23 protein-coding genes are annotated in these 23,886 nt (G+C 60.2%); 9 read left to right on the forward strand and 14 right to left on the reverse strand.

Features of this window, described 5'->3' with window-relative positions; genetic code table 11:
- Positions 1 to 38: 38 nt before the first annotated feature.
- Complete coding sequence (locus AC07VF_RS09625) at positions 39 to 824, forward strand: transporter substrate-binding domain-containing protein (RefSeq protein ID WP_192170726.1); 786 nt, start codon at positions 39 to 41, stop codon at positions 822 to 824.
- A 49-nt stretch (positions 825 to 873) separates the two neighbouring features.
- On the forward strand, positions 874 to 1,860 hold the full coding sequence (locus AC07VF_RS09630; RefSeq protein WP_495007900.1) for an ATPase: 987 nt from the start codon (positions 874 to 876) through the stop codon (positions 1,858 to 1,860).
- Between the two features lie 80 nt (positions 1,861 to 1,940).
- Here AC07VF_RS09630 and cyoE read toward each other — a convergent pair whose 3' ends face one another.
- The 7 genes from cyoE to hmpA form a co-directional block, all read right to left on the reverse strand.
- Positions 1,941 to 2,831, reverse strand: coding sequence for a heme o synthase (gene cyoE / locus AC07VF_RS09635; RefSeq protein WP_074886382.1), 891 nt, complete (start codon positions 2,829 to 2,831; stop codon positions 1,941 to 1,943).
- 10 nt (positions 2,832 to 2,841) lie between these two features.
- Positions 2,842 to 3,189: a cytochrome o ubiquinol oxidase subunit IV gene (cyoD, locus tag AC07VF_RS09640; RefSeq protein ID WP_192170724.1), complete on the reverse strand. Its 348-nt coding sequence runs from the start codon at positions 3,187 to 3,189 to the stop codon at positions 2,842 to 2,844.
- Positions 3,190 to 3,822: a cytochrome o ubiquinol oxidase subunit III gene (locus AC07VF_RS09645; RefSeq protein ID WP_074886388.1), complete on the reverse strand. Its 633-nt coding sequence runs from the start codon at positions 3,820 to 3,822 to the stop codon at positions 3,190 to 3,192.
- Positions 3,823 to 3,825: 3 nt separating this feature from the next.
- A complete protein-coding gene (gene cyoB, locus AC07VF_RS09650) occupies positions 3,826 to 5,844 on the reverse strand; it encodes a cytochrome o ubiquinol oxidase subunit I (protein ID WP_192170723.1) in 2,019 nt (672 codons plus the stop codon).
- Positions 5,845 to 5,847: 3 nt separating this feature from the next.
- The gene (cyoA, locus tag AC07VF_RS09655) at positions 5,848 to 6,783 is read right to left on the reverse strand and encodes a ubiquinol oxidase subunit II (protein WP_192170722.1); all 936 of its coding nucleotides are present in this window, start codon (positions 6,781 to 6,783) and stop codon (positions 5,848 to 5,850) included.
- A gap of 469 nt (positions 6,784 to 7,252) precedes the next feature.
- Positions 7,253 to 7,762, reverse strand: coding sequence for a disulfide bond formation protein B (locus AC07VF_RS09660; RefSeq protein ID WP_192170721.1), 510 nt, complete (start codon positions 7,760 to 7,762; stop codon positions 7,253 to 7,255).
- A 334-nt stretch (positions 7,763 to 8,096) separates the two neighbouring features.
- Positions 8,097 to 9,278 (reverse strand): NO-inducible flavohemoprotein, encoded by a 1,182-nt coding sequence (gene hmpA, locus AC07VF_RS09665; RefSeq protein ID WP_495007901.1) that lies wholly within the window; start codon positions 9,276 to 9,278, stop codon positions 8,097 to 8,099.
- Between the two features lie 288 nt (positions 9,279 to 9,566).
- Between hmpA and AC07VF_RS09670 the strand changes: the two genes are divergently transcribed.
- The 4 genes from AC07VF_RS09670 to AC07VF_RS09685 are packed head-to-tail and all read left to right on the forward strand — an operon-like array spanning position 9,567 to position 12,306.
- Entirely contained in the window at positions 9,567 to 10,463 is an 897-nt protein-coding gene (locus AC07VF_RS09670; RefSeq protein WP_192170719.1) for a chemotaxis protein CheV, read from the forward strand.
- 41 nt (positions 10,464 to 10,504) lie between these two features.
- The gene (locus AC07VF_RS09675; protein WP_495007902.1) at positions 10,505 to 10,966 is read left to right on the forward strand and encodes a GNAT family N-acetyltransferase; all 462 of its coding nucleotides are present in this window, start codon (positions 10,505 to 10,507) and stop codon (positions 10,964 to 10,966) included.
- A gap of 49 nt (positions 10,967 to 11,015) precedes the next feature.
- Complete coding sequence (locus AC07VF_RS09680; protein ID WP_163023052.1) at positions 11,016 to 11,342, forward strand: hypothetical protein; 327 nt, start codon at positions 11,016 to 11,018, stop codon at positions 11,340 to 11,342.
- 1 nt (position 11,343) lies between these two features.
- The gene (locus AC07VF_RS09685; RefSeq protein ID WP_495007903.1) at positions 11,344 to 12,306 is read left to right on the forward strand and encodes a GlxA family transcriptional regulator; all 963 of its coding nucleotides are present in this window, start codon (positions 11,344 to 11,346) and stop codon (positions 12,304 to 12,306) included.
- A gap of 52 nt (positions 12,307 to 12,358) precedes the next feature.
- On the opposite strand, the gene AC07VF_RS09690 is transcribed toward AC07VF_RS09685, so the two are convergent.
- From AC07VF_RS09690 to AC07VF_RS09705, 4 genes are all read right to left on the reverse strand, one after another.
- On the reverse strand, positions 12,359 to 12,601 hold the full coding sequence (locus AC07VF_RS09690) for a hypothetical protein (RefSeq protein ID WP_282370408.1): 243 nt from the start codon (positions 12,599 to 12,601) through the stop codon (positions 12,359 to 12,361).
- Between the two features lie 110 nt (positions 12,602 to 12,711).
- Positions 12,712 to 13,704, reverse strand: coding sequence for a fimbrial protein (locus tag AC07VF_RS09695; RefSeq protein WP_495007904.1), 993 nt, complete (start codon positions 13,702 to 13,704; stop codon positions 12,712 to 12,714).
- Between the two features lies 1 nt (position 13,705).
- Positions 13,706 to 14,494 carry a fimbrial biogenesis chaperone gene (locus AC07VF_RS09700; RefSeq protein ID WP_495007905.1) on the reverse strand — a complete coding sequence of 263 codons (789 nt, stop codon included), beginning with the start codon at positions 14,492 to 14,494 and terminating at the stop codon, positions 13,706 to 13,708.
- The gene (locus tag AC07VF_RS09705) at positions 14,491 to 16,911 is read right to left on the reverse strand and encodes a fimbria/pilus outer membrane usher protein (RefSeq protein WP_495007906.1); all 2,421 of its coding nucleotides are present in this window, start codon (positions 16,909 to 16,911) and stop codon (positions 14,491 to 14,493) included. The genes AC07VF_RS09700 and AC07VF_RS09705 overlap by 4 nt, the downstream gene beginning before the upstream one ends.
- Positions 16,912 to 17,024: 113 nt before the next feature.
- Here AC07VF_RS09705 and AC07VF_RS09710 point away from each other — a divergent pair, with 113 nt between their 5' ends.
- Positions 17,025 to 17,192: a hypothetical protein gene (locus AC07VF_RS09710; protein ID WP_495007907.1), complete on the forward strand. Its 168-nt coding sequence runs from the start codon at positions 17,025 to 17,027 to the stop codon at positions 17,190 to 17,192.
- A gap of 4 nt (positions 17,193 to 17,196) precedes the next feature.
- Here AC07VF_RS09710 and AC07VF_RS09715 read toward each other — a convergent pair whose 3' ends face one another.
- The 3 genes from AC07VF_RS09715 to AC07VF_RS09725 form a co-directional block, all read right to left on the reverse strand.
- Positions 17,197 to 17,940, reverse strand: coding sequence for a fimbrial biogenesis chaperone (locus tag AC07VF_RS09715; protein ID WP_495007908.1), 744 nt, complete (start codon positions 17,938 to 17,940; stop codon positions 17,197 to 17,199).
- A gap of 73 nt (positions 17,941 to 18,013) precedes the next feature.
- Complete coding sequence (locus AC07VF_RS09720; RefSeq protein WP_282370418.1) at positions 18,014 to 18,598, reverse strand: fimbrial protein; 585 nt, start codon at positions 18,596 to 18,598, stop codon at positions 18,014 to 18,016.
- A gap of 341 nt (positions 18,599 to 18,939) precedes the next feature.
- Positions 18,940 to 19,269 (reverse strand): hypothetical protein, encoded by a 330-nt coding sequence (locus tag AC07VF_RS09725; protein ID WP_495007909.1) that lies wholly within the window; start codon positions 19,267 to 19,269, stop codon positions 18,940 to 18,942.
- Between the two features lie 296 nt (positions 19,270 to 19,565).
- Between AC07VF_RS09725 and AC07VF_RS09730 the strand changes: the two genes are divergently transcribed.
- Positions 19,566 to 20,726, forward strand: a complete 1,161-nt coding sequence (locus AC07VF_RS09730; protein WP_495007910.1) for an efflux RND transporter periplasmic adaptor subunit — start codon at positions 19,566 to 19,568, stop codon at positions 20,724 to 20,726.
- Positions 20,723 to 23,875, forward strand: a complete 3,153-nt coding sequence (locus AC07VF_RS09735) for a multidrug efflux RND transporter permease subunit (RefSeq protein WP_495007911.1) — start codon at positions 20,723 to 20,725, stop codon at positions 23,873 to 23,875. Before AC07VF_RS09730 ends, AC07VF_RS09735 begins: the two co-directional genes overlap by 4 nt.
- Positions 23,876 to 23,886 lie beyond the last annotated feature (11 nt).

Consider the following 23,886-nt stretch of genomic DNA (forward strand, 5'->3'; position numbering starts at 1 on the left):
AACGGCAGACAGGCATTTGAAGCAGAGGGATCGACTCGATGAACACACGCATCACCGCCGGTTTGCTGTTGAGCATGGTCGGCAGCATCCAGGCTCAGGCCGCTGAGGCGCCGTCCCATTTGGACACCGTCATGCAGAAGGGCCAACTGGCCGTTTGCACGACCGGCGATTACAAGCCGTACACGTTTCTCAAGCCCGACGGCCAGTACGAAGGCATCGACATCGAGCTGGCTCAGTCTCTGGCGCAGAGCCTGGGCGTGAAGATTGAGTGGGTCCCGACCACGTGGAAAACCCTGATGCCCGACTTCACCGCCGGCAAATGCGACATCGCCGTCGGTGGCATCTCGGTCACTCTGGAGCGGCAGAAGAAGGCGGCGTTCAGCAGCACGCTGGACATCGACGGCAAAGTGCCGTTGGTGCGCTGCGAAGACGAGTCGAAGTACCAGACCCTCGAGCAGATCAATCAGCCCGGCGTTCGATTGATCGAACCACAAGGCGGCACCAACGAAGCCTTCGCCCACGCTTATCTGCCCAATGCCAGCCTGGCCTTCCACGACAACAAAACCATTTTCCAACAGCTGCTCGACAAGCAAGCCGACGTGATGATCACCGACGCGTCCGAAGCGCTGTATCAGCAGAAACGCATGCCCGGCTTGTGCACGGTCAATCCGTCGCACTACATGCAGTACGGCGAAAAGGCCTATCTGCTGCCCCGGGATGACGTGGCCTGGAAGGCCTATGTCGATCAGTGGCTGCACCTCTCCAAAGCCACCGGGGCTTACAAGAAAGTGGTCGGCGAATGGCTGGCGATGCCAACGGAATGACAGTGCGCAGCACATCCGGAAGACTTCGGCACAGGGCCCCGCCGTATCCATGAAAACCAACAGAACCATTACCCGCGCGTTCTGCGTCGAGCTGCAGCAAGAGCTGTCCATCGTGGCGGCGCGACGCGAGTATTTTTCTCAAGAGCTACCCCGTGCGCGCTTCAGCTTTCTGTGTTCGTCCGAGTCGTGCCGCGCTCTGGGTGTCAAAATCACTGGGGTTCGCTATGACGTGAAGCCTCAGGAGCATCCGACCTTCGTCGCCGCGCACTACCGGGCCAACCCGAAATACGAACATCACGCCGATTGCGAATGGGTGGATGAATCCGTCGAAACGCCGGCTGGCCAGGAAGCCGAAACCGGGGCCGATAGCGAGCTGCGCAGGGTCAAGCGCAAGCTGGATGATTACATTGACGTCTTTGATCCCACCCCGAAGGAGCGCGCTAAGCCGGCATCGCCGACAGACAAGCCTGACGCCGAACCGCCTGAGAAGCCCGAAGACGCCACGACTCCCGCCGATACGCTCAAGGCCAGACAGGACAAGCAGAACCGAACCAGCGATCTTGAGCGGCTGGTCGACAGCTTCCGTCAGGCCCAGGCCTCGTTGACCAAGGAAGAACTCGCGCTGTTGACCCTTCGCGTTCCGGGTCAGGGCGAGGTGTCCTTGCGCGCCTATTTCCGCCATATCAAGTTTGCTCAGCTGAATGACGAGCGTCGGGTGCTGTATGGCGGCGGACTGGTCGAGCGCTACGGGATCGGCTTCAAATTCAAATTCTTCGATCGCCTGCAAGGCAAGCTGGTGACATTGTACGTATCCCCCGCGCAGATGCAGGCCTACCGCTCCAGCCGCTACCTCAGTGAGCTGCTGAGTCACGCCGATGAGGTGCGTTTCTTCACGGTCTTTGCCCTGGGCACACTGGTCGCCAGCCCTTCAGGGAAAAGCGTCAGCGTGCAGATCGAAGACTTGCGCCATCTGGCCGTTGTCCTCGGGCCGGCAAAGGATGCCGAAGAGGCCTCTGCCAAAGGGTCAACCCGCTAAGCCAAAGACTTTATTCAGTTCGAAAAAAAACCCGGTTTCTCTCGCGAGCAACCGGGTTTTTTTGCGTTTCATTCAGGCGACTAAGGCGCTGCGTATGTCACCAACAGTTCCTTAGTTACCTGAAAATCCAGCGACATCGCCACGCTCAAGGCTGTGATGGTGAAGATGGAGAACACGAACAGCTTGCGTGCCCAAACAGTGTCGTCTTTGGCTTTGTAGCCGGTCCAGGCCATGTACAACCAGTACATGCCCATCGCCGCTGCAACGGCCAGATAATTGAGCCCGGCGTAACCGCCGAAGGTCAGCATCAAGGTCGCCAGCAGGAAAGCCAGGATGTAGATCAGGATGTGCCGCTTGGCGACCCGGATACCGCGCTTGACCGGCAGGACCGGAATCGAGGCAGCCCGATAGTCGTTGAAGCGGAAAATCGCGATGGCGTACGAGTGAGGCATCTGCCAAAGGCTGAACATCACCAGCAAGGTCAGCGCCGCGAGGTCGAAGGTGTTGCTGACCGCGACGTAACCAATGACCGGAGGCATCGCGCCCGACAGGCTGCCCACCAACGTGCCATGAACCGACCTGCGCTTCAGGTACAGGCTGTAAAAGCCGACGTAGATCACGAAGCCGATTACGGCGAACAGTGCCGCCAGTGCGTTGGCCTTGGTGTACAGCAGGCCGACGCCGACAACACCCAGCACGGTGGCATAGATCAGTGCCAGTTTCACTGACACCAATCCTTGCACCAGCACCCGATTCTTGGTGCGCTCCATCTTCACATCGATATCGCGATCGATGCAGTTGTTGAACACGCAGCCAGAAGCCACTACCAGTGAAGTCCCGATCACGGCTGCCAGGAACAAGCCGATATCGACATGCCCCTTGGAAGCCAGAAAAAAGCCACCTGCCACCGAAAGCACGTTACCGAAAATGATCCCCGGTTTGGTGATTTGGATAAAGTGCTTCAGTGACATCAGGTTTTCCTCACTTCGCCATCATGGCGGTGTGAATGCTGAACATGATCCAGGTGCTCAAACCAACCAGCAGCACGATCACAAGGCCAGCGAAGGCAAACGCGATGACGTTGTTGCGCTGTGCCGCCGAGCGGTCAAGGTGCAGGAAGTACACCAGGTGAACCAGAACCTGCACGACTGCGAAGATCAGAACGACCCACAGCGTGGCCACTTTCGAGATCGTCGGGAACATCACCAGACCGAAAGGAACCGCGGTCAGGATGATCGACAGTACGAAACCGACCATGTACGACTTGAAGCTGCCGTGGGCGGCAGGTTCATGGCTGGCGGCGTCATGGGAGTGATGTGAATTCGCCATTTAAATGGTCCCCATCAGATAGACAACGGTGAACACGCAGATCCAGACAACGTCCAGGAAGTGCCAGAACAGGCTGAGCATGCTCAGGCGAGTCTGGTTGGTCCCGGTCAGACCGTGCTTGGAGACCTGATACATCATGATCGCCATCCAGATCAGGCCGCTGGTCACGTGCAGACCGTGGGTACCGACCAGCGTGAAGAACGCCGACAGGAAGCCGCTGCGGTTAGGGCCGTAACCTTCGGAGATCAGCAGGTGGAACTCGTTGATCTCCATGCCGATGAAGCCCAGGCCGAACAGGAAGGTCACGAACAACCAACCCAGAACGCCGGACTTGTTGCCCTTGTGCATCGCCAGCATGGCGAAGCCGTAGGTGATCGAGCTGAGCAACAGGCAGGCGGTTTCGCCGAGCACGTAAGGCAGTTCGAAGATGTCGTGGCCCGCAGGGCCACCCGCTACGTTGTTTACCAGTACCGCGTAAATGGCGAAGATCGACGCAAACAGAATGCAGTCGGTCATCAGGTAGATCCAGAAACCGTAGATCTTCATCTCGCCGGCGTCATGGTGACCATGGTCGTGCTCGTGGTCATGACCGTGGTCGTGACCCTTCGCACCATCAAATACTAAGTTCGACATTGTTTATGCCTGCTCCAGCTTGTTGACAGGAGTGTTTGTCTGACCATTGCGAACACGAGCCAGGATCGCGTGTTGCTCGCCTTCAATGCGTGCCACTTCGGATGCAGGAACCATGTAGCCCTGATCGTCACGTGCCGCATGAATCACGAAGTAAACGATCGTGCCAATCAGGCTGACGCCCGCCAGCCAGAAGATGTGCCAGATCATCGCGAAACCGAAGACGGTCAGCAGGAGGCCCATCACCATGCCCGTTGCCGTGTTGTTCGGCATGTGGATGTCGGAGTACTTGGCCGGAACCTTGTAGGCCTCGCCATCACGCTTGGCGGCATACCACGGGTCGATCTCGTTGGCTTTCGGCATTTCCGCAAAGTTGTAGAAAGGCGGTGGCGACGAGGTGGACCATTCCAGGGTGTGGCCATTCCATGGGTCACCGGTCAGATCGCGGTTCTGCTCGCGGTCACGGATACTCACGAATATCTGGATCAGCTGGCAGGCGATACCGACAGCGATCAGCAACGCACCGACGAACGCGACATGCAGGTATGGCGTCCAGTCCGGGTTGTCAGTGGTGTTCAGACGACGAGTCATGCCCATGAAGCCCAATGCGTACAGCGGCATGAAGGCGACGTAGAAACCCGAGATCCAGAACCAGAACGCTGCCTTGCCCCACTTTTCGTTCAGCTTGAAGCCGAACGCTTTAGGGAACCAGAACGCGAAGCCGGCGATGTAACCGAACACAGCACCACCGATGATCACGTTATGGAAGTGCGCGATCACGAACAGGCTGTTGTGCAGAACGAAGTCGGCACCCGGGATAGCCAGCAGTACGCCGGTCATACCACCGATGGAGAAGGTGACCATGAAGCCCAGAGTCCACAAGACTGGCGCGGTGAAGCGCAGACGTCCCTGGTAGATCGTGAACAGCCAGTTGAACAGTTTCACACCCGTCGGGATGGAAATCAGCATCGTCGCCAGACCGAAGAAGGCGTTGACGCTTGCACCCGAACCCATGGTGAAGAAGTGGTGCAGCCAGACCATGAAGCCCAGGATCGAGATCGCGCCGGAGGCGTAGATCATCGAATGGTGGCCGAACAGACGCTTGCCGGTGAACGTCGAGATGACTTCGGAGAAGACCCCGAACGCCGGCAGAATCAGGATGTAAACCTCGGGGTGACCCCACGCCCAGAACAGGTTCACGTACATCATCGGGTTACCACCCAACTCGTTCGTGAAGATGTGGAAGTCCAGATAACGGTCGAGGGTCAGGAACGCCAGGGTACCGGTCAGGATCGGGAACGAAGCCACGATCAGGACGTTGGCCCAGGTGCAGGTCCAGGTGAAGATCGGCATGTCCATCAGTTTCATGCCAGGGGTACGCATCTTCAGCACGGTAACCAGGAAGTTGACCCCGGTTAACGTTGTCCCCAGTCCTGACAGCTGCAGTGCCCAGATGTAGTAATCCACACCCACGCCCGGGCTATAGCCCAGTTCCGACAGCGGTGGATAGGCCACCCAACCGGTACGTGCGAACTCGCCGACGCCCAGAGACACGTTGACCAGAATCACGCCGGAGATCAGCAGATAGAGGCTCAAGGAGTTCAGGAACGGGAAGGCAACGTCGCGAGCGCCAATCTGCAGAGGCACGACGATGTTCATCAGGCCGGTGAAGAACGGCATCGCCATGAAGATGATCATGATCACACCGTGAGCGGTGAAGATCTGGTCATAGTGCTCAGGCGGCAGGTAGCCGGGTGAGCCTTCAGTGGCCATGGCCAATTGCGAACGCATCAGTACGGCGTCGGCAAAGCCGCGCAGCAGCATGACCATTGCAATGATGATGTACATGACACCGATTTTCTTGTGGTCGACAGACGTCAGCCACTCGGTGTAGAGGTAAGTCCACTTCTTGAAGTACGTGATCAGACCCAGCAATGCCGCACCACCGATCGCGATCATGGCGACCGTGATCATGACTATCGGCTCGTGGAACGGAATCGCGTCCAGACTTAATTTACCAAACATCGTTTACTCCTCTGCCTGCGCAGCTGAATGCTTACCCATGTCCATCCCTTCCGTACCTGCTACTTCTTTCTTCTCATGGACAATCTTGCCCGGCTTCATACCTTCATACTTGTCGATGATGATCTGGAACAGGTTCGGAGTGACCGAGGAGTAGAGTTCAACGGGGTTACGTTCGCTAGGCTTGGCCAGCGCGGCGTATTCGGCCGTTGCCAGTGTTTTAGGTGAATTCTTGACGTCGGCAACCCAAGCGTCGAAATCAGCCTGTGAGGTGGCAGTCGCCTTGAATTTCATGCCGGTGAAACCTGCGCCGCTGTAGTTGGCGGAGATACCATCGAACTCGCCGTTTTCATTGGCGATCAGGTGCAGCTTGGTCTGCATGCCGGCCATCGCATAGATCTGGCCGCCCAGTGCAGGGATGAAGAACGAGTTCATGACCGAATCGGAAGTGATGCGGAAATTGATCGGCGTGTTGGCCGGGAACACGATCTTGTTGACGGTGGCGATGCCCTGTTCCGGATAGATGAACAGCCATTTCCAGTCCAGTGCGACCACTTCAATGGTCAGCGGCTTGACGTCTGACTCGAGCGGACGGTAAGGGTCCAGCGCGTGGGTCGACTTGTAGGTCACATAGCCGAGCACGATGATGATGGCCAATGGAACCAGCCAGACCACCAGCTCAATCCGGGTCGAATGCGCCCAGTCAGGCGTGTACGTCGCGCTCTTGTTGGTAGCGCGATACTTCCAGGCGAAGATGATGGTCATGAAAATGACCGGCACCACCACCAGCAGCATCAGCAAGGTAGCAGTGATGATCAGGTCACGCTCTTGAACGCCCACATGGCCTTTGGGATCCAGCAGGGTGTAATCGCACCCGCTGAGCAGGAGCATGCTGAAAAGGGCCAAGAAGCCAAAAAACCTGGGGTACCTTTTTTTACTCATCTCACGACCTCTAAAAGCAGCTTTCGCATCGCAGTTGGGTTTCGACCGCCAACACTTCACCCTGCCAGGTGCTGGCAAATGCTTGGATTGAAAAGGGGCCTGTCAGGAAGCATGGGGCCTCACAACAAATCCGGGTTGAGCTTTGGTTTCTTATTCGAATGGTGGCACCCGCTAATGCGGACCCTATCCCTTGGCGCAGACATTCAGAACGTGACTCGGGAGGCCATTCGAACCGCGTCTACTAGAGCGAAAAGACGCTCCATAACCTCGATTTACACCGTCCCGCAAATGAGGGGGGGCGTGAATTGGGGGCGATTGTAGATACGTAAAGTTTTATTGACTATAAGTTTCTGCGCAACAGTTAATTTCACGTTCGGTAAAAATGCGGTGTTATGCCGCACCCTGAAACTGGGCAAAGCCCCGGTTCTGTTGAAGGATTTCCGGGGCTTTGTTACGCAACACTTTGTAATCAGCGTGCTTTCATCCGGTTACGAATAATTCCCGCAGGAACCAGCACAACAGTCAGTACAAACGCCACTAACGCCCATTGCGCCAAAGACAAACCGAGAACTGGCGGATATGGCGTCTCGCAGAAACCGCCTACCTGAAAGCCTAGCGGAAATAGAGACGCCAGGGGCAGACCGTCGACAATCGGCTGCAGCACATCGATACCGCAGCTCTCGGTAGGGTGGGTCTGGATGTACACGTGACGCCCGGCGGTAACCAGCCCGCCCACGGCGCTCAACACCACCAGCGCTTCGCAGATGGTCAGGCTCAGACGGCCTGGCATTGCCGCGCCGATGAACGCGAACACCGCGATGAACAACAGCGCATACCGCTGCAGGATGCACAGCGGGCAAGGCGCTTCGCCCAGCACCACCTGCATGTACAAGGCGCCGCCGATCAGCGCCAGGCAGATGATGCCCAGCAACACCAGAAACTGCTTTTCACGCCGCAGGTACAACATCTCTTCAGTCATTCACATGCCCTTTGAATTGGAGTCATCCGGATCGACGGATGTGGAGCGTTGCGGCCCGGACGCCCCGCAAGGGCGGCGATTCTATCACCGTCACGACACCCCGTTCACGCAGTGCCATTCGCGACCGAACGTGACCGCCTCCCGGTCCACCGCCGTAACCCGCGCAATGGTGAACACGGCTGCATTAGCCGAGCGTTAACATTCCAATTCAAACGCTAGTGTTAGCTCTCCTGTTTCGTGCCTATATATAGAAGCGTGCGGCTTTTTGTCGCAGCGATGGGTCGCGGCCCGGAATCCTTCTATATATGTAGGATGCGTCTAATTGTCGCAGCGATTATTCCAATGCTGACGCAGGACCGAAGAATTCATACCGCGCCTGTGCATCGGGCACGCCGGCCGCTTTCAGTTGACGCTTGATCGCCGCCATGAAGCCTTTAGGCCCCAGGAAGTAGGCATCGACGTCGCGATTCTCCGGCAGCCATTGCTCCAGGCGCGCCTGATCGAGCAGACCCGTCGCATGGGCCGCCGGGCTGACGCCGTCATCTTCGGCGTAGCAGTAGAAACGTTTGAGCTGAGGATGCTTGCTCACCAGGCTTTCGATCCAGTCGCGAAACGCATGGACCGAGCCGTTGCGCGCGCAGTGGATGAAGTAAATCGGCCGCTGAGTCGGCAATGCCGCTTCGAGCATGGTCAGGGTTGGCGTGATGCCGACGCCACCGCTGATGAGCACCAGCGGTTTGTCGCTGTCGGTCAGGGTGAATTCTCCGGAGGGCGGATACAGATTGATGCTGTCGCCGACCTGCAGCTGATCATGCAGATAATTCGAAGCGACTCCATCAGGCTCGCGTTTCACGCTGATGCGGTACTGATTGTTCCCGGCCAGGGCCGATAACGAGTAATTGCGGCGGATCTCTTCGCCGTTCACGTGCAGCTGCATGCCGATGTACTGGCCGGCGGTGACTTGCAGGATCGGCTGGTCATCTGCCGGCGCAAAGTGGAACGAGGTGATTTCCGCGCTCTCCGGCGTTTTGGCGACCACTTTGAATTCACGCTCACCACGCCAGCCGCCTGCTGCCTGGGCTTTCTCGTCGTAGATGGCTTTTTCCGCGCCGATCAAAATGTCGGCCAGTTGCCCGTAGGCGTTGCCCCACGCAGTGATGACCTCGCCAGTGGCGACTTCCTTCCCCAGCACTTCGCGAATCGACTCAAGCAGGCACTCGCCAACGAGCGGGTAGTGCTCGGGAAGGATCTGCAGCGCCACGTGTTTGTTGATGATCTTGGCGACCAGATCGCCCAGTTGATCAAGCTGATCGATGTGGCGGGCGTACATCAACACCCCGTTCGCCACGGCGCGAGGCTGTTCACCACTGGCCTGATGCGCCTTGTTGAACAGTGGACGCACTTGCGGGTATCGATCGAGGAGCATTTGGTAGAAATGGGTAATCAGCGCCTCTCCGCCGCTTTCCAGCAGTGGCACTGTTGACTTGACGATGGCACGATCCGATGCGGACAACATAAGTAACTCCCGAGAGGTGATGAGTAAGCGTTACCTCGGTTGTTCAGGAATCGTGCCAGCGACCCCAAAGCCTGAAATCAAGGGCCTGGCCAACGCACAGTCAATATGACCTCGTCGAATCGCGGGTCAAAATGACCTGACTACGGTCAAATTGACTGCAATGCTGACAGGCCAGCCGGCCGGGTAAAATCGAAAGGGCTAAAGCCTGACTTCATCAGGTCGATAAACCGTCATCGAAAGCTGTTGGCCGAACCCACGCGGCCAGGCAACGCATCACAGAAGGTTTATATGTCCAAGAACGTCCGCGCAGATTCACTCTCGCTTCTGCTGTTCACGTTACGCAGCGGAAAGCTGATGGCGATCAACCTGCTCAAGGTCAGTGAAATCATCCCCTGCCCTCCCCTTACGCGTTTGCCGGAATCCCACCCACACGTCAAAGGGGTCGCCACCTTGCGTGGCAACCCGCTGTCGGTGATTGACCTGAGTCGTGCCATCGGCGAGCGCCCGTTGGTGGACCCCGATGGCGGCTGCCTGATCGTCACCGATGTCAGCCGGTCGAAGCAGGGGTTGCATGTTCAGGCCGTCAGCAAGATCGTTCACTGCCTGACCACCGACATTCGTCCGCCGCCCTTTGGCTCCGGCAACAAGTCATTCATCACCGGCGTGACGCAGGTGGATGGGACGCTGGTTCAGGTGCTGGACATCGAGAAGGTCATTCACGGTATCGCGCCCGCACGGATCGTCGCCGAACGCGCCGAGCTCAGCGCCGATGACGCCAAGGTGCTGGCGAAGGCGCGCATCCTGGTGGTCGATGACAGTCAGGTGGCGCTGCAACAATCGGTGATTACCCTGCGTAATCTGGGCATCGAATGCCACACCGCCCGAAGTGCGCGGGAAGCCATTGATCAGTTACTCGATTTGCAAGGCACCGCACAGCAGATCAACGTGGTGGTGTCCGACATCGAGATGTCGGAGATGGACGGCTACGCGCTCACCCGCACGCTTCGGGAGACGCCGGACTTCCAGGAACTGTACGTGCTGCTGCACACTTCGCTGGACAGCGCGATGAATGCCGAGAAAGCCGATGCTGCCGGCGCCAACGCTGTTCTGACCAAGTTCTCCTCGCCCGAGCTGACACGATGCTTGATCGAAGCCGCCCGCACGGTCGAAGCTCAGGGAATCTGAGACCGGCCGCAGGCGATGCCTCCACCGCGCATTACTGGTTGATGCGCCGCGACCTCGGCCCGGCACGCCATGATCCGGGCTGGCCCGCCGCCGTGCGTCAGGTTGATTTCACCGGGCAGAACGCCCCGGCCGTTCACCAGTTGCTGGTGCTGGGTCGCGAGCACGGCGGCGGTCGTGTTGCAGACTATGCCACTTGGCTCGATGCCTTCGAGACTGATCCCGAGTTTGATCCGGCGCTGTGTTTCGTTCTTGAGGACGCTGAAGGTGTGGTGGCCGTTGCGCAATGCTGGACCAGCGCGTTCATCCGCAATCTGGTGGTCAACCCCCGCGCGCACCGTCAAGGGCTGGGTCTCACGCTGCTCAATCAGGTGTTCAAAGCTTTCCGCCAGCGCGGTGAAGGTCATGTCGACCTCAAGGTGATGGAAAGCAATCTGGCCGCACGCCGGCTGTATGAGCGCGCCGGTATGCAATATATTCAGCGCCACGAACTGGAACCGCGCTGAATCTGCGCCGAGCCTCGTTCACCCGCTCACGCCATGGAGATGCGTACCCGTGAAGATGCACACCGCGCTGTTGCTCGTTCTCACCGCTGCCGCTGCCGGCCAGGCCAATGCCTCCAGCCCGGACGCCTGGACCGCCTTCAACAAAACCCTGGTCGACAGTTGTGTCAGCGCCAGTTCCCTGAAAAACGCCAAGCCGGCCGGCGCCGATGCGGCCTTCGATGACAGCGTCGGCTTCAACGCACTGTTGATCAAAGGTCAGTACAAACAGGCGTTCATGAAGAACAAGACCGGCACCGAGCTGTGCCTCTACGACCGCAAGAACAAGAAAGCGCTGATTACCGAGTGGGATAACGTCACCACATTGCCAAAGAAGTAGGATGAAGCGCGTCGCGATTGTGCTGTTTCCCAACGTGCAGGCCCTGGACGTGGCCGGCCCGCTCGACGTCTTCGCCGAAGCCAACCGTTTCCTGCCCGACGGTGATGGCTACGAGATCATCACCCTCGGCACGGCGCCCTACCCGATCATTGCGTCCAACGGCATGCCACTGGGTGCGCAGTATTCCCTGGCGGACGCGCCGAAGCAGTTCGACATCCTTCTGATTCCCGGCGGTCCCTCATTGCCAAACGGCGCGGAAATGCCCGCCATCACTCACTGGCTGCTGGAAGCCGTGCCCCAGGCGCAACGCTACGGCTCGATCTGCACAGGGGCGTTCATCCTCGGCCACGCCGGTTTGCTGGATGGCAAGCAGGCCGCTACCCATTGGAGCCACGCTGAGCAGCTCGCCGATCAGTTCCCCCACGCGAGGGTCGAGCCCGATCGCATCTATGTTCGCGACGGTGCGCTGATGACATCAGCCGGGGTCACGGCGGGCATCGACATGGCGCTGGCATTGGTGGCGGAGGACCACGGCCCGGCGATATCCCTGGCGGTGGCCAAACGTCTGCTGGTGGTGGCCCAGCGTCAGGGCGGGCAGTCGCAATTCAGCCCGTACCTCACGGCGTCGGCAGATGACGACTCGCCCGTGGCCAAGGTACAGCGCTATGTGATGGAGCACATCGGCGAGCCCTTTTCAGTGGAGCGACTGGCCGACGTGGTGGCGATGAGCCCCCGGACGTTCGCTCGGGTATTTGCCCGCGACGCCAAGGTCACACCGGCGGAGTTCGTGCAGCGTGCGCGCATCGACGCCGCTCGCCATTTGCTGGAAGGCAGCGAAATGGCGATCAAGGCGGTGGCGTATCACTGCGGATTTGGCAGCGCTGCGCGCATGCGGCTGATCTTCAGTCAGCGTCTGGGGGTGACGCCGACTCAGTATCGGGACAGCTTTCGCAAAGAAGTGTGAGCATGGCGGGCGGGTGATTCCCCCGGCAGCGTCCTCGCCTGCGACGGTGTAATCAGCGCTTGCCCATCGACCGACGGGTGCCTGATGGCGCAACGCCCGGACGCTTGTCGTGGTTCGATTTACCCGAGCCTTTGTAGTGCTGCTGATCCTTCTTCGCCTGCAACAGCTCGCCCGGCTTGAACGGGAAGCTGAACGCCGGAATCGCAGGTTTTGTATCCGCCGGGGCAGCGTCGGCGTCGACCGAAGCGTGCGATTCACGAGCATCAGGAGCGGGCGTGTGTTCGGGGGTGGTCATGAAAGCTCCGGAATGGCAGACAGTCGAGGAATACGGGCGGCGCCCGAGGGCCGCGCAGCATACCTGAATCGCTGGCGGATCGCTGCTGCCAACAGACCGACTGCGCGCGCCTATTTGTAAAACAGATCCACCATGACTTCCGCTGAAAACGGGCCCGCGGTCGGCGTACTGGTTTGCCACAGCAACTGGGCGTTGAAGTCAGCCGTCTCGGAGTAATCGCCCTCCAGCAGATCGGTCAGGTGAAAGGGCTCGTGGAACGGCACGGTCGAGTCATCGCGGGCACGGGTAATCCGAATGCCGATGCTGTCATTGTCGACCGGCACCAGTACATCACCCTTGAGTATCCCGGACACCGGCGTGATGCGCGCATTGAGGCTGAACGGCGATTCGCAGGTGCGGCTGGTAGCCAGCGCGAAGCGCTGAAAAGTGGCCGGCTCCCCTACTCGCACGTTGCGGATGGCCACGTCACCGAAATCCACGGTCTCGGGCATGACCCGCAATTCAGCGTCACAGGCGACGAACCGCAGGCCCTCAAGGTTGTTGATGACGTAGCTGAGCGTGGCGTCAGGCCCGGGATTTTGCCCGCTGCCGCCATCGAGCTGGAACATGCGATAGTCGTGCAAACCACTCGCGACGCCAGAAGGCGGGGTCGGGCCGTATTTCTGGATGAACACCGAAAACGGCAGGTTGAACGTGACGCTCGGACAGGCCGAACCTGCCTCCGTGCAGGCCGGCGCTTGCTGTTGCGTGGGAACCCGCCCGCTGGTCTGCACGAAATCAATGCCACTCAACGTGAGTCCGGCGCGAATCCCCTGTCCGATCTGCAGGTTGTCCGGGTTCAGATACAAGAACACTTCTTCAGGGCCACCCGTTTCGTCCCTGGCACACTCAACCGCAAGGTTCAGCCGCTCCGAACGCCAGACCGCGCTGCCATCAGGCAGGTTAGCGGGAATGGCGACGGTGCTGCTCAGGTCCGCACGAACCACAGACTCGCCTGCGCCCTGGGTCTTGCAGGTCAGCGCCATGGCGAGACCGGGCATCAATAGCGTCATCAGCAACGTGATCGGCAGCGTCAGCCACCCGCGGATGATGGATCTTTTCATGTCAGCATTTCCCTATGAGTGAGTGTGAATCCGACGTGCGCAGCGGCACTGCGAACGGCTGCCCACCCTGAAACGGCGCGCAGTAATCGCGTTGTCCGCCGTAATCGGTCATGGCCTTGAAGCTCAGGGTTTCAGCCACTGATCCCTTCAAACCGATGACAGGCAGCGTCAGTGAGGCGGCCGAAAAAGGTGGCAGCAACCGGTGGTTTGCGACTTCGATGCCATTGATGCGCAGGTCCTGCAGCGAAACGTGATACGGCGTCGGGTTGCGCACGGAAAGCGTGGCATCGGTTGATGGAGCGCGTTGCCAGATCAGCGTTTGCGCCGCATCGGCCGGGTCGCCAGTCAGCGCTGCTGGCCGATAGAAGACATTGATGCGTTGGCGGATGGCAATGCTCAACTGCTGAACCGCCGGGCTGCGCCGAGGAATTTCCAGCACGTACAGGTGCAGCATCGACTCCCGGTCCTGGGGCATGCCGACGCCTTCATAGAGCAGGCGCAAGGTCTGCTTGCCCTTGGCTGGCAGGCGCGCCAGGGGCGGGGTCAACGCAAACGGCAGATCGGCTGCGCGCGCATTGCCGGGTTGATCACGGCCCGGTGGATCATCTGCGCGCGGTGCATCGAGCCAGGCTTGAATCAGGGCCTCGGAATCACCGCGGTTGCTGACCTCGATCGTCGCCTCGTTGTAACGGCCGTCGAAGATCAACCGGGTGCCTGACAGTGAGACGGCGCCTTGGGCCATGCCGCTGATGACGGCCAGAAAAAGCCCTGACAGACAGGCGCGCTTCATTGGCACTGCACCTTCAGGCGATCGTAGCTGCGATGGGCTTCTTTCGGCGGCAGCGCGAACGATGCACGGCATTGCTGATCGGTCCATTTGACGATGAGCTCGCCGCTGTCCCGCTCGCTCAGCACCAGCGCTCGCCCGCTGGGGTCGACAGTCGCCAGCGGCTTGCCCTGCTCGTCTTCCACCGCTGCGCCCATGGGCAAACGGCTGCCATCGGCTCGCACCAGTTCGAATTGCACACGCCGACCGATTGCCGTACGAAAGCTGACCAAGGGCGCCGCGCCGCGTCGGGGCACGACTTGATCCACGGCATTCTCCAGCTCGACATCGGCGCCCAACTGGCGGGTGTCGAGGTTGACCCAGTTGGTTCGATAAGGCTGGGCGTAAGGCAGGATGGCGTAACCGTTATCGGCCGTTTCGACGTTGCTGAAATTGTTCAGCCGCGCGCCGCTGACCCCTTTTACCTGCACCAGCGCGAAGGTCTCGCCCAGGGGCTGACCGAAATTCACCCCGCCCGCGTGGGCGACCACCGAACCCGACGCGCCCATGCTCAGCGCCTGATAATCCCTGCCCTGCCCGTAGCCCGCATCGAAACGCCCGTAGGCCGTGGTGGTGCTGAGTTTGCCGAAGCCCGATGAGCCCGACGCACTGTCGTGGCCGGCCTGCAGCGAGTAGAAGCTGTTGCGGTCGTCGAACAGTTGACCGTTCAAGCCGGACTGCAGGCTGGACGCGCCGGAGCTGTCACGCACGGCATTGGCAAACAGCCGCGACGAGCCGGAATCGCTTCCCAGCGGCAGGCTCAATGTCAGCGCAATGCGGTTGTCGGACTGGCTTTCTCCGCTGCGCGCGAAGGTCTGGTTACGCTCGACCGACACGTTGTAGCTAAGGCTGCGCCACGCCGAGTTCCACGACAGATACAGCTGGCGCGTCTTACTGCCACGGTCCCAGTAGCGCTGCTCCGACCCGGTAAAGCTAAGCGACGCAGACTGCTCCGGCAGCGCCTGAGTCAGGCTGATTTCGATGCGATCTTTGGCGCGCCCGCTGGCTGATCCGTCACGTGCTTGCAACGCATCCACGTGATCGTCGAACGTCAGGTATTGATCCGTTGAATAGCGATAACCGGCCACGGCGAGGGTGGTGTTGGTCAGGTCCAGCGTATTGGCGTAGCGCAGGCGCAGGCTTTGCCCACTGTAGCGTTGCTCGCGCTGGCGGCTGAGGGACTGGGTCAGATCCAGCGACACCGCGCCGAGCCCGGTGTTGACCCCCGCGCCGATGTTGCCGGCCTGGTAATCCTCGGCGATTTGCACGCCGCCCGCTGCCGTCACCCGTTCGGTCAGGCCATACACCAGCGTGCCGCTGGCGAACGAGGGTGAAAGGCCATCTTCCATGTTGCTGTGGTACTGGCCGGCGGCGAGGCTGTAGCGCAACGCGCCTTTCGGCACCATGATCGGCAGTGATGCGTAGGCCTGGACGAAGACGCGCTTGCTGCCATCGGCTTCGACCACCGTCACTTCCAGATCGCCGTTCGACCCGCTGGGGTAGATGTCGGTGATTTCGAACGGGCCTGGCGAGACGTTGCCGCTGTACAGCATGAAACCGTTCTGCCGCACTTCCACCAATGCGTTGGTGTCGGCAATACCACGAATGACCGGCGCGAAAATCCGCTCGCTGTCAGGCAGCATGCCCTCATCGGACATCACCATGGCGCCGAGGAACCGAACGCTGTCGAACACCTGCGAATCGGTAAAAGTCTCGCCCAGGGTCAACTGGCTTTTCAGCGAGGTGATGTCACGCTGGATGAACGTCCGGTTGCTGCGAAAGCGGTAGGGCTGGTCATTGCCGTAGGTCAGAGAAGACTCGTTGCGCAGTCGCCAGGCGCCGAGGTTCACGCCGTTGCGAACACTCAGGTAATACTGATCCTGATCTTCAGCCTGGCCGCTGCGGGAGCGACGCGCGCCGCTGAAGTTGTAATTCACGAAACCGACCGTCTCGCCCTCGTCCCATAACTCCGGCGGCACGTAACCGCGAGCGCTGCGCGACATCATCGCCTGAGGGATGCTGATGTTCAGGCGCAGGCTCGCCGGCTGATAATCGACGCGGGCAAATTCGACCCGCGCCGGGAGATCGAAACAGGCTGTTGGCGAAGCGTCACCGGCCTGCACGGCGTCGGTGTTCATGCCGAACTGGCGGAGCATGTCCAGGGTGAGACAGGCTTCAACAGTGCCCTTCGCGGCATTGGAGACGAAGTTGATGTCACGCCGCCCGCTCAGCACACGGTTGACGTAGATATCCACCCGATAGCTTCCGGGGACCACGCTGTTGCCTTGCAAAAACGTCGCGAGATCGGCGGGCTGATCGGTGCCCTGAATGAACGAGGTATTGAATTTCACATGGGTCGCGGCGCTGTTTTGGTCAGTCATTGCAGTCGCAGGCGAGGCCAGTGCCAGCCCTGCCGATGCAAGGATAATCCTCGCCACCGGGCTGATCCGAAACGGCTCATGCGCTGGATGCCTGCGGTCGAGGTGTGAAGAGCATGCTGCCATCCGTGCATATCCCTTTTGGTGATCTCGGGGTTCCATTGGCGGGTTTCACTCGTGTTCTCGATTCCGAGGGCACTGGCAAACCACGTTTGGCAGGCGCAAGGCGCTGGGATCGCATGACGGCGACCGAAGAAAACCTGGGCGAAAGCCTTCCCGACTGAGTGGCTACTCGGCCCGGGTGATGACGTTGGCGACCTTGATGGCTTGAGTCGTCTGGCCACCGGAAACCTTCGCGCTGTACGGCTCTTGCGCGCCGAAATCGTTGATGCTGATGAACCGCAGCTCCACCGCGTGACCGCTGACCAGTCTGGTGAGCGGCAATTGGACGGTCTGCTTTGGCGCCAGCATCCTGCTGTCCGCCTTGAACAGCGTCTTGCCCTGCTGCCGGGCGTCGATCTGGATCATCGACACGTGATAAGGCGTCGGATTACTGACTTCCAGCTGGCCGTCGTATACGCGCCACTCCAGGCTTTTTGCCGCATCGAGGGGATCGCCATTCAACCCGGCGGGCCGGTAGAAGAGCTTGATGCGCTGGCGAATCGCGATCTGCAGCTGGTTGTCCTTCGCCGATTGCGGGATCTCCTGGACGTTGAGCCAGAACACCGACTCGCGGTCGTTGGGCAAACCTTCGCCGGCGTAGATCACCCGAATCATTTGCCGGGCACTGCCTGCCATTCGCGCCAGCGGCGGGGTGACGACGAAGGGCAGATTCTCGGTGTCGCTCTGCGCTTCAAGCCATGACTGGGCGAGGATGTCAGCCGTGCCGCTGTTGTTCACAACGAAACTGACCTCCTTGTCCGTGGCCTGGTAGATGACACGCGTGGTGTTGAGCACGATGCCCGCCTGCGCCGGGGCAGCCAGAAGCAAACCCAGCCAGAGGGCGGAGCCGCGAAGGAATTCAGGAAACATGGTGAGACCGTCTTGGGCTGTGAGGTGGATAAGCCAGGAAGGCGAGCGAGCCATTGCCCGCTCGCCTGCTACATCACTCGTAATCCATCACGAACGGCAGGAAGCCGTCGGCATTACCCGGGTTGGTTGTCGCGCCGTTGAGGACATAAACGGCGCCGAAGTTGATCTCGGCGGTCGCGCCATCGGCGCCGTCCTTGACCAGCGGCGTGTCGATGGTTTCGTTGCCGCTCAGGTCCATCAACTGGTTGGACGCATTGAGCAGGCCGATGCCCACGCCGTCCGCCGCGCCGGTAGCCCGCAGCAGTTTCTGGTCGAGGTTATCCAGACCGCTGCCCTGACGGGCGACGAAGCGCATGTTCACGGTGTTGTATTGAGCGGCGCCGCCGGTGCAATTGACCAGCAGCTGGATGGGCGATGCAGTTTCAAGTTTGTTGTCGGCGAAGAGACCGATGTCGGAAAACGAGACGTTGCCCAGGTCGACATTGATCTCGCCGGGGTTGTTGCCAGGGGTGGCGCCAGTCCCGGCGCCGATGTCACACGTGATGTTGGTCAGGGTGCCGGTGAAAACAAGTTTGCCGTTGTTCGCAGCATTCGCGGTCCCGGAAATGCCAAGCCCCATTGCGGCCACGATAGCCAGGGTAAGAGAAAGCTTTTTCATATAACGACGTTCCTTGTGTCGATTCGTGTGTGCCCAAAAGGACGAGAGGAACTATAAGCAGCGCTTCCAGGATCGGCTGTCAGGCGTTCTACATCCTGTGGATTGAAAGGACAGTGGCGCGCGTCGGAACTTTCGGTAGGAGATGACGCTATTGTTTCAGAGGCCTCACCGGGCGGGGGTTTGCGGAGTAACCCTCGCGAAGAACCTTCACCAACCTTCGCGCCTGGCACCTAACCGCCGACCTGAAAAACGCGCCCATGTAAAAGTCTCACCCACGAAAAACCCCGGCTCAATGGAACCGGGGTCGTCAGTGGGGATCGGGAATCGAGGGGGAGCAGTGCCTACTGGTAGGTCAGCGTGACAATTCCCGCGCGGGGGCTCTGCGGGTCGGGAACCAGTTCGGTGTAACGTGCCTGCACGGGCACAACGCCTTTGCCGCAGGCGTCGTTGTGGCGACTCAGGCCCACGGTGACGTCAGGGTCGGCCTGCAAGGTTGTCGGAAGTAATGCCGCCGACGGAGCGCTCAAGACCTGGGCATCGCACGCGGCATTCACCACGCTGCCATGAAACATCAGGCCACCTTGGGCGGCCCACGCGGTGGACCCCGCTATGGCGTCAGCGCCGAGAACTGCGACCGAGAACAACAACGAAACAGCCATGAGGCTTTTCATGACACACACTCCGGAGTAGAGCCGCTTACCGACGTAAGTCAGAGCCCTGTGAACAAGCATTCAGAACTCACGAAGTTTATGTAAGAATTTTCCCCGTCACAGTAGAACTCGTTCATCGAAACTCGTGGCTTCTATTTGGGTATCGCCCTGCGGCCTTGTTTCTTTACCCACGTTCATCGTCTGCCCTTATTCACCTGACAATATTGACAGGCAGCAGTCATTTTGCTGACCGGGTCAAAGGGTTATAAAGGACGCTCCCGGTTACGCCCCTCATTCACTGGTTGGCCTGTCCCTGTATGCAGAAGAAGAACAAAATCGTGATGCTCGCGACCCTGTTGGTCGTGCTCGTAGTGACAGGCGTCTGGGCATTGACTCGCCCCGCAGCGAAAAAAGTCAGCGCCCCCGTTGCCGTACCGGTGCGCGTGATCACCGTGACTCAGGAAGACGTGCCGCGTTATGTCACCGGGATCGGCTCGGTGCTGTCGCTGCAAAGCGTGGTGATTCGCCCTCAGGTGGACGGCATTCTGACCAAAGTGCTGGTAAAGGAAGGGCAGCTGGTGAAGGCGGGGGATCTGCTGGCAACCATCGATGATCGTTCGATCCGCGCTGCCCTCGATCAGGCCAAAGCGCTGTTGACCCAGAGCCAGGCGCAGCTGAACGTGGCCAATGTCGACCTCAAGCGCTACAAGCTGCTGACCGTCGACAACAGCATCTCGAAACAGCAGTACGATCAGCAGCAAGCGCTGGTCGATCAACTCAAGGCCACGGCGCTGGGCAATCAGGCGTCGATCAATGCCTCGCAGGTGCAGCTTTCCTACACACAAATACGCTCGCCGGTGACGGGCCGGGTCGGCATCCGCAACGTTGATGAAGGCAACTTCCTGCGCGTCAGCGATGCAACCGGGCTGTTCTCGGTCACGCAGATCGACCCGGTGGCGGTCGAGTTTTCCCTGCCGCAGCAGATGCTGCCAACGCTGCATGATCTGATCGCCTCCAGCATGCCTGCGCCGGTCAACGCTTACCTCGGCGAAGGCGCAACCGGCACGCTCCTGGGTCAGGGCAAGTTGTTGCTGATCGACAATCAGGTGGCGGCCAGCACGGGCACCATTCGCGCCAAAGCGATATTCGACAACGCCGCAGAGAAGCTGTGGCCCGGGCAACTGGTGACCGTGCGCATTCAGACCGCCATCGACCGCGGTGCCCTGAAGGTCCCGCCGCAAGTGGTGCAGCGCGGCATCGACCAGCATTACGTGTATCGGATCAAAGGCGACACGGCTGAAGTGGTGCCGGTCAACGTGCTGTATCAGGACAGCGACCTGATGCTCATCAGCGGGGTGGAGGCCAATGACGTGCTGGTCAGCGATGGTCAGTCACGTTTGAAAAACGGCGCGCGGATCGAGGTGGTCAAGGGTGATCCTGTAGACACCCTGGCCGACTCCACCGGGGCGGCAAAATGAACAGCCGCGGTTCTATCTCCGCCTGGTGCGTCAACCACCCGATCGCCACCGTTTTGCTGACCTTCGCGCTGGTGCTGCTGGGCTGCATCGCCTTCCCTCGCCTGCCGGTGGCGCCGCTGCCGGAAGCCGAATTTCCAACGATTCAGGTCGCCGCCCAGTTGCCCGGCGCCAGCCCGGAAACCATGGCGTCGTCGGTGGCGACGCCCCTTGAAGTGCAGTTCAGCGCCATTCCCGGCATGACCCAGATGACGTCGAGCAGCGCGCTGGGCTCCACCAACCTGACGCTGCAGTTCACCCTCAACAAAAGCATCGACACCGCCGCGCAGGAAGTGCAGGCAGCCATCAACACGGCAGCCGGGCGCTTGCCCGCGGATTTGCCAACGCTGCCGACCTGGCGCAAGGTCAACCCGGCGGACAGCCCGGTGCTGATCCTCAGCGTCAGCTCGAACCTGATGCCCGGCACCGAGCTCAGCGACGTCACCGAATCCCTGCTGGCGCGTCAGTTGAGTCAGATCGACGGCGTCGGTCAGGTCAACATCACCGGTCAGCAACGTCCGGCGATCCGTGTCCAGGCGGCGCCCGAGAAACTCGCGTCGATCGGTCTGACCCTCGCCGATCTGCGGGAATCCCTGCAGCAGACCAGCCTGAACCTGGCCAAGGGCGCGCTGTACGGCAAAGACAGCATCTCCACCCTCGCCTCCAACGACCAGCTGTTTCAGGCGAAGGACTACGAGCAACTGATCGTTTCCTACAAAGACGGCGCGCCGGTTCATTTGCGCGACGTGGCGCGGGTCGTCAACGGCTCGGAAAACGCCTACGTGCGCGCCTGGTCCGGGGATCAGCAGGGCGTAAACATTGTGGTGTTCCGCCAGCCCGGCGCGAACATCGTCGAGACGGTCGATCGCGTGCTCGGCCAGTTGCCCAAGTTGCAGGAAATGCTCCCGGCGTCGGTGGACGTCTCGGTGCTCAGCGACCGCACCAAAACCATCCGTGCGTCGCTGCATGAAGTGGAAATGACGCTGCTGATCGCCATCGCCCTGGTCATCGCGGTCATGGCGCTGTTCCTGCGCCAGCTCTCGGCGACACTGATCGTGACCGCCGTGCTGGGCGTGTCCCTCGTCGCCAGTTTCGCGCTGATGTACGTGCTCGGTTTCAGCCTGAACAACCTGACTTTGGTGGCGATCGTGGTGGCCGTGGGATTTGTCGTCGACGATGCGATTGTCGTGGTCGAGAACATCCATCGACACCTCGAAGCCGGCGACAGCATGCGCGATGCGGCAATCAAGGGGTCCAGCGAAATCGGCTTCACCGTGGTGTCGATCAGCTTCTCGCTGATTGCCGCGTTCATTCCGCTGCTGTTCATGGGCGGCGTGGTCGGCAGGCTGTTCAAGGAGTTCGCGCTGACCGCGACATCGACCATTCTGATTTCGGTGGTGGTGTCGCTGACGCTGGCGCCGACCCTCGCGGCGCTGTTCATGCGCGCACCGAAACACGATCCCCACGCCAAGCCCGGCTTCGGTGAGCGACTGCTCGCGCGGTATGCCCGCGGCGTGCGCTTCGCCCTCGCCCACCAGCGGTTGATGATGGGGATTTTTGGCCTGACCCTGGTGCTGGCGGTGGCCGGCTATGTGCTGATCCCCAAGGGGTTCTTCCCGGTGCAGGACACCGGCATGGTGCTGGGCACGAGCGAAGCGGCGGCGGATATTTCATTCCCGGACATGATCGAGAAACACAAACAGCTGGCGAAAATCATCGCCGCCGATCCGGCGGTCAAAGCGTTCTCGCACTCGGTTGGCGTCAGCGGCAGCAACCAGACGATTGCCAACGGCCGGGTGTGGATTGCCCTAAAAGACCGCGAAGACCGGGATGTGACAGCCAGCCAATTCATTGACCGGATCCGGCCGAAACTGGCGCAGATCCCCGGCATCGTCCTGTACCTGCGGGCCGGGCAGGACATCAACCTGGGTTCAGGGCCGAGCCGCGCGCAGTATCAGTACGTGCTCAAGAGTAACGACGGCGCGCTGCTGAATGTCTGGACGCAGAAGTTGACCGATAAGCTGAAAACCCTGTCGGCTTTCCGTGACCTCTCCAACGACTTGCAACTGGGCGGCAGCGTCACGCACCTGGACATCGACCGCAGCGCCGCCGCGCGCTTCGGCCTGACCACGGCGGACGTCGATCAGGCGCTGTACGACGCCTTTGGTCAGCGGCAGATCAACGAATACCAGACCGACATCAACCAGTACAAAGTCATTCTGGAGCTGGAGCCGCAACAGCGCGGCAAGGCCGAAAGCCTGAACTACTTCTACCTGCGTTCGCCGCTGACCAATGAAATGGTGCCGCTGTCAGCGCTGGCCAAGGTCGGTGCGCCGAAGATGGGCCCGTTGTCGATCAGCCATGACGGCATGTTCCCGGCCGCCAACCTGTCGTTCAACCTGTCGGCGGGCGTGGCGCTGGGGGATGCCGTGGTGCTGCTCGATCAGGCGAAGAACGAAATCGGCATGCCGGCCTCGATCATCGGCAACTTCCAGGGCGCGGCCCAGGCGTTCCAGAGTTCGCTGGCCAACCAGCCGTGGCTGATCCTCGCCGCGCTGGTGGCGGTGTACATCATCCTTGGCGTGCTTTATGAAAGCTTCGTCCATCCGCTGACCATCATTTCCACCCTGCCCTCCGCGGGTATCGGTGCGCTGTTGCTGCTGTGGCTGATGGGTCAGGACTTTTCGATCATGGGCCTGATCGGGATCGTGCTGCTGATCGGCATCGTCAAGAAGAACGGCATCCTGCTGGTGGACTTCGCGCTGGACGCTCAACGCAATCGCGGAATGTCCCCGCGTGACGCCATTTATGAAGCGTGTCTGACGCGCTTCCGGCCCATCATCATGACCACGCTGGCCGCATTGCTCGGCGCGCTGCCCTTGATGCTCGGTTATGGTGTCGGCGCTGAACTGCGTCAGCCGTTGGGCATTGCCGTTGTCGGGGGATTGCTGGTGAGCCAGGCGCTGACGCTGTTCACCACGCCGGTGATCTACCTGCAGCTTGAGCGACTTTTCCATCGCCAGCGTCCGACGCCGGACCCGACAGCGTCCAGGCCAGCCGCAGTTCAATTGGGTGCGGAAAAGCAAGCCGTTGAAACAAGCACCTATAAGTAAGCATCAACAAG

This window comes from Pseudomonas sp. GW821-FHT02H06, assembly GCF_059421525.1.

Coding starts and splice junctions, on each gene's coding strand:
- AC07VF_RS09720 (WP_282370418.1), bottom strand. CDS start 18,598: ATGAAAAAGCTTTCTCTTACCCTGGCTATCGTGGCCGCAATGGGGCTT.
- cyoB (WP_192170723.1), bottom strand. CDS start 5,844: ATGTTTGGTAAATTAAGTCTGGACGCGATTCCGTTCCACGAGCCGATA.
- hmpA (WP_495007901.1), bottom strand. CDS start 9,278: ATGTTGTCCGCATCGGATCGTGCCATCGTCAAGTCAACAGTGCCACTG.
- cyoA (WP_192170722.1), bottom strand. CDS start 6,783: ATGAGTAAAAAAAGGTACCCCAGGTTTTTTGGCTTCTTGGCCCTTTTC.
- AC07VF_RS09670 (WP_192170719.1), top strand. CDS start 9,567: ATGTCCAAGAACGTCCGCGCAGATTCACTCTCGCTTCTGCTGTTCACG.
- cyoD (WP_192170724.1), bottom strand. CDS start 3,189: ATGGCGAATTCACATCACTCCCATGACGCCGCCAGCCATGAACCTGCC.
- AC07VF_RS09690 (WP_282370408.1), bottom strand. CDS start 12,601: ATGACCACCCCCGAACACACGCCCGCTCCTGATGCTCGTGAATCGCAC.
- AC07VF_RS09695 (WP_495007904.1), bottom strand. CDS start 13,704: ATGAAAAGATCCATCATCCGCGGGTGGCTGACGCTGCCGATCACGTTG.
- AC07VF_RS09710 (WP_495007907.1), top strand. CDS start 17,025: ATGCTGCCATCCGTGCATATCCCTTTTGGTGATCTCGGGGTTCCATTG.
- AC07VF_RS09735 (WP_495007911.1), top strand. CDS start 20,723: ATGAACAGCCGCGGTTCTATCTCCGCCTGGTGCGTCAACCACCCGATC.
- AC07VF_RS09725 (WP_495007909.1), bottom strand. CDS start 19,269: ATGAAAAGCCTCATGGCTGTTTCGTTGTTGTTCTCGGTCGCAGTTCTC.
- AC07VF_RS09630 (WP_495007900.1), top strand. CDS start 874: ATGAAAACCAACAGAACCATTACCCGCGCGTTCTGCGTCGAGCTGCAG.
- AC07VF_RS09715 (WP_495007908.1), bottom strand. CDS start 17,940: ATGTTTCCTGAATTCCTTCGCGGCTCCGCCCTCTGGCTGGGTTTGCTT.
- AC07VF_RS09685 (WP_495007903.1), top strand. CDS start 11,344: ATGAAGCGCGTCGCGATTGTGCTGTTTCCCAACGTGCAGGCCCTGGAC.
- AC07VF_RS09730 (WP_495007910.1), top strand. CDS start 19,566: ATGCAGAAGAAGAACAAAATCGTGATGCTCGCGACCCTGTTGGTCGTG.
- AC07VF_RS09625 (WP_192170726.1), top strand. CDS start 39: ATGAACACACGCATCACCGCCGGTTTGCTGTTGAGCATGGTCGGCAGC.
- cyoE (WP_074886382.1), bottom strand. CDS start 2,831: ATGTCACTGAAGCACTTTATCCAAATCACCAAACCGGGGATCATTTTC.
- AC07VF_RS09660 (WP_192170721.1), bottom strand. CDS start 7,762: ATGACTGAAGAGATGTTGTACCTGCGGCGTGAAAAGCAGTTTCTGGTG.
- AC07VF_RS09705 (WP_495007906.1), bottom strand. CDS start 16,911: ATGACTGACCAAAACAGCGCCGCGACCCATGTGAAATTCAATACCTCG.
- AC07VF_RS09675 (WP_495007902.1), top strand. CDS start 10,505: ATGCGCCGCGACCTCGGCCCGGCACGCCATGATCCGGGCTGGCCCGCC.
- AC07VF_RS09700 (WP_495007905.1), bottom strand. CDS start 14,494: ATGAAGCGCGCCTGTCTGTCAGGGCTTTTTCTGGCCGTCATCAGCGGC.
- AC07VF_RS09645 (WP_074886388.1), bottom strand. CDS start 3,822: ATGTCGAACTTAGTATTTGATGGTGCGAAGGGTCACGACCACGGTCAT.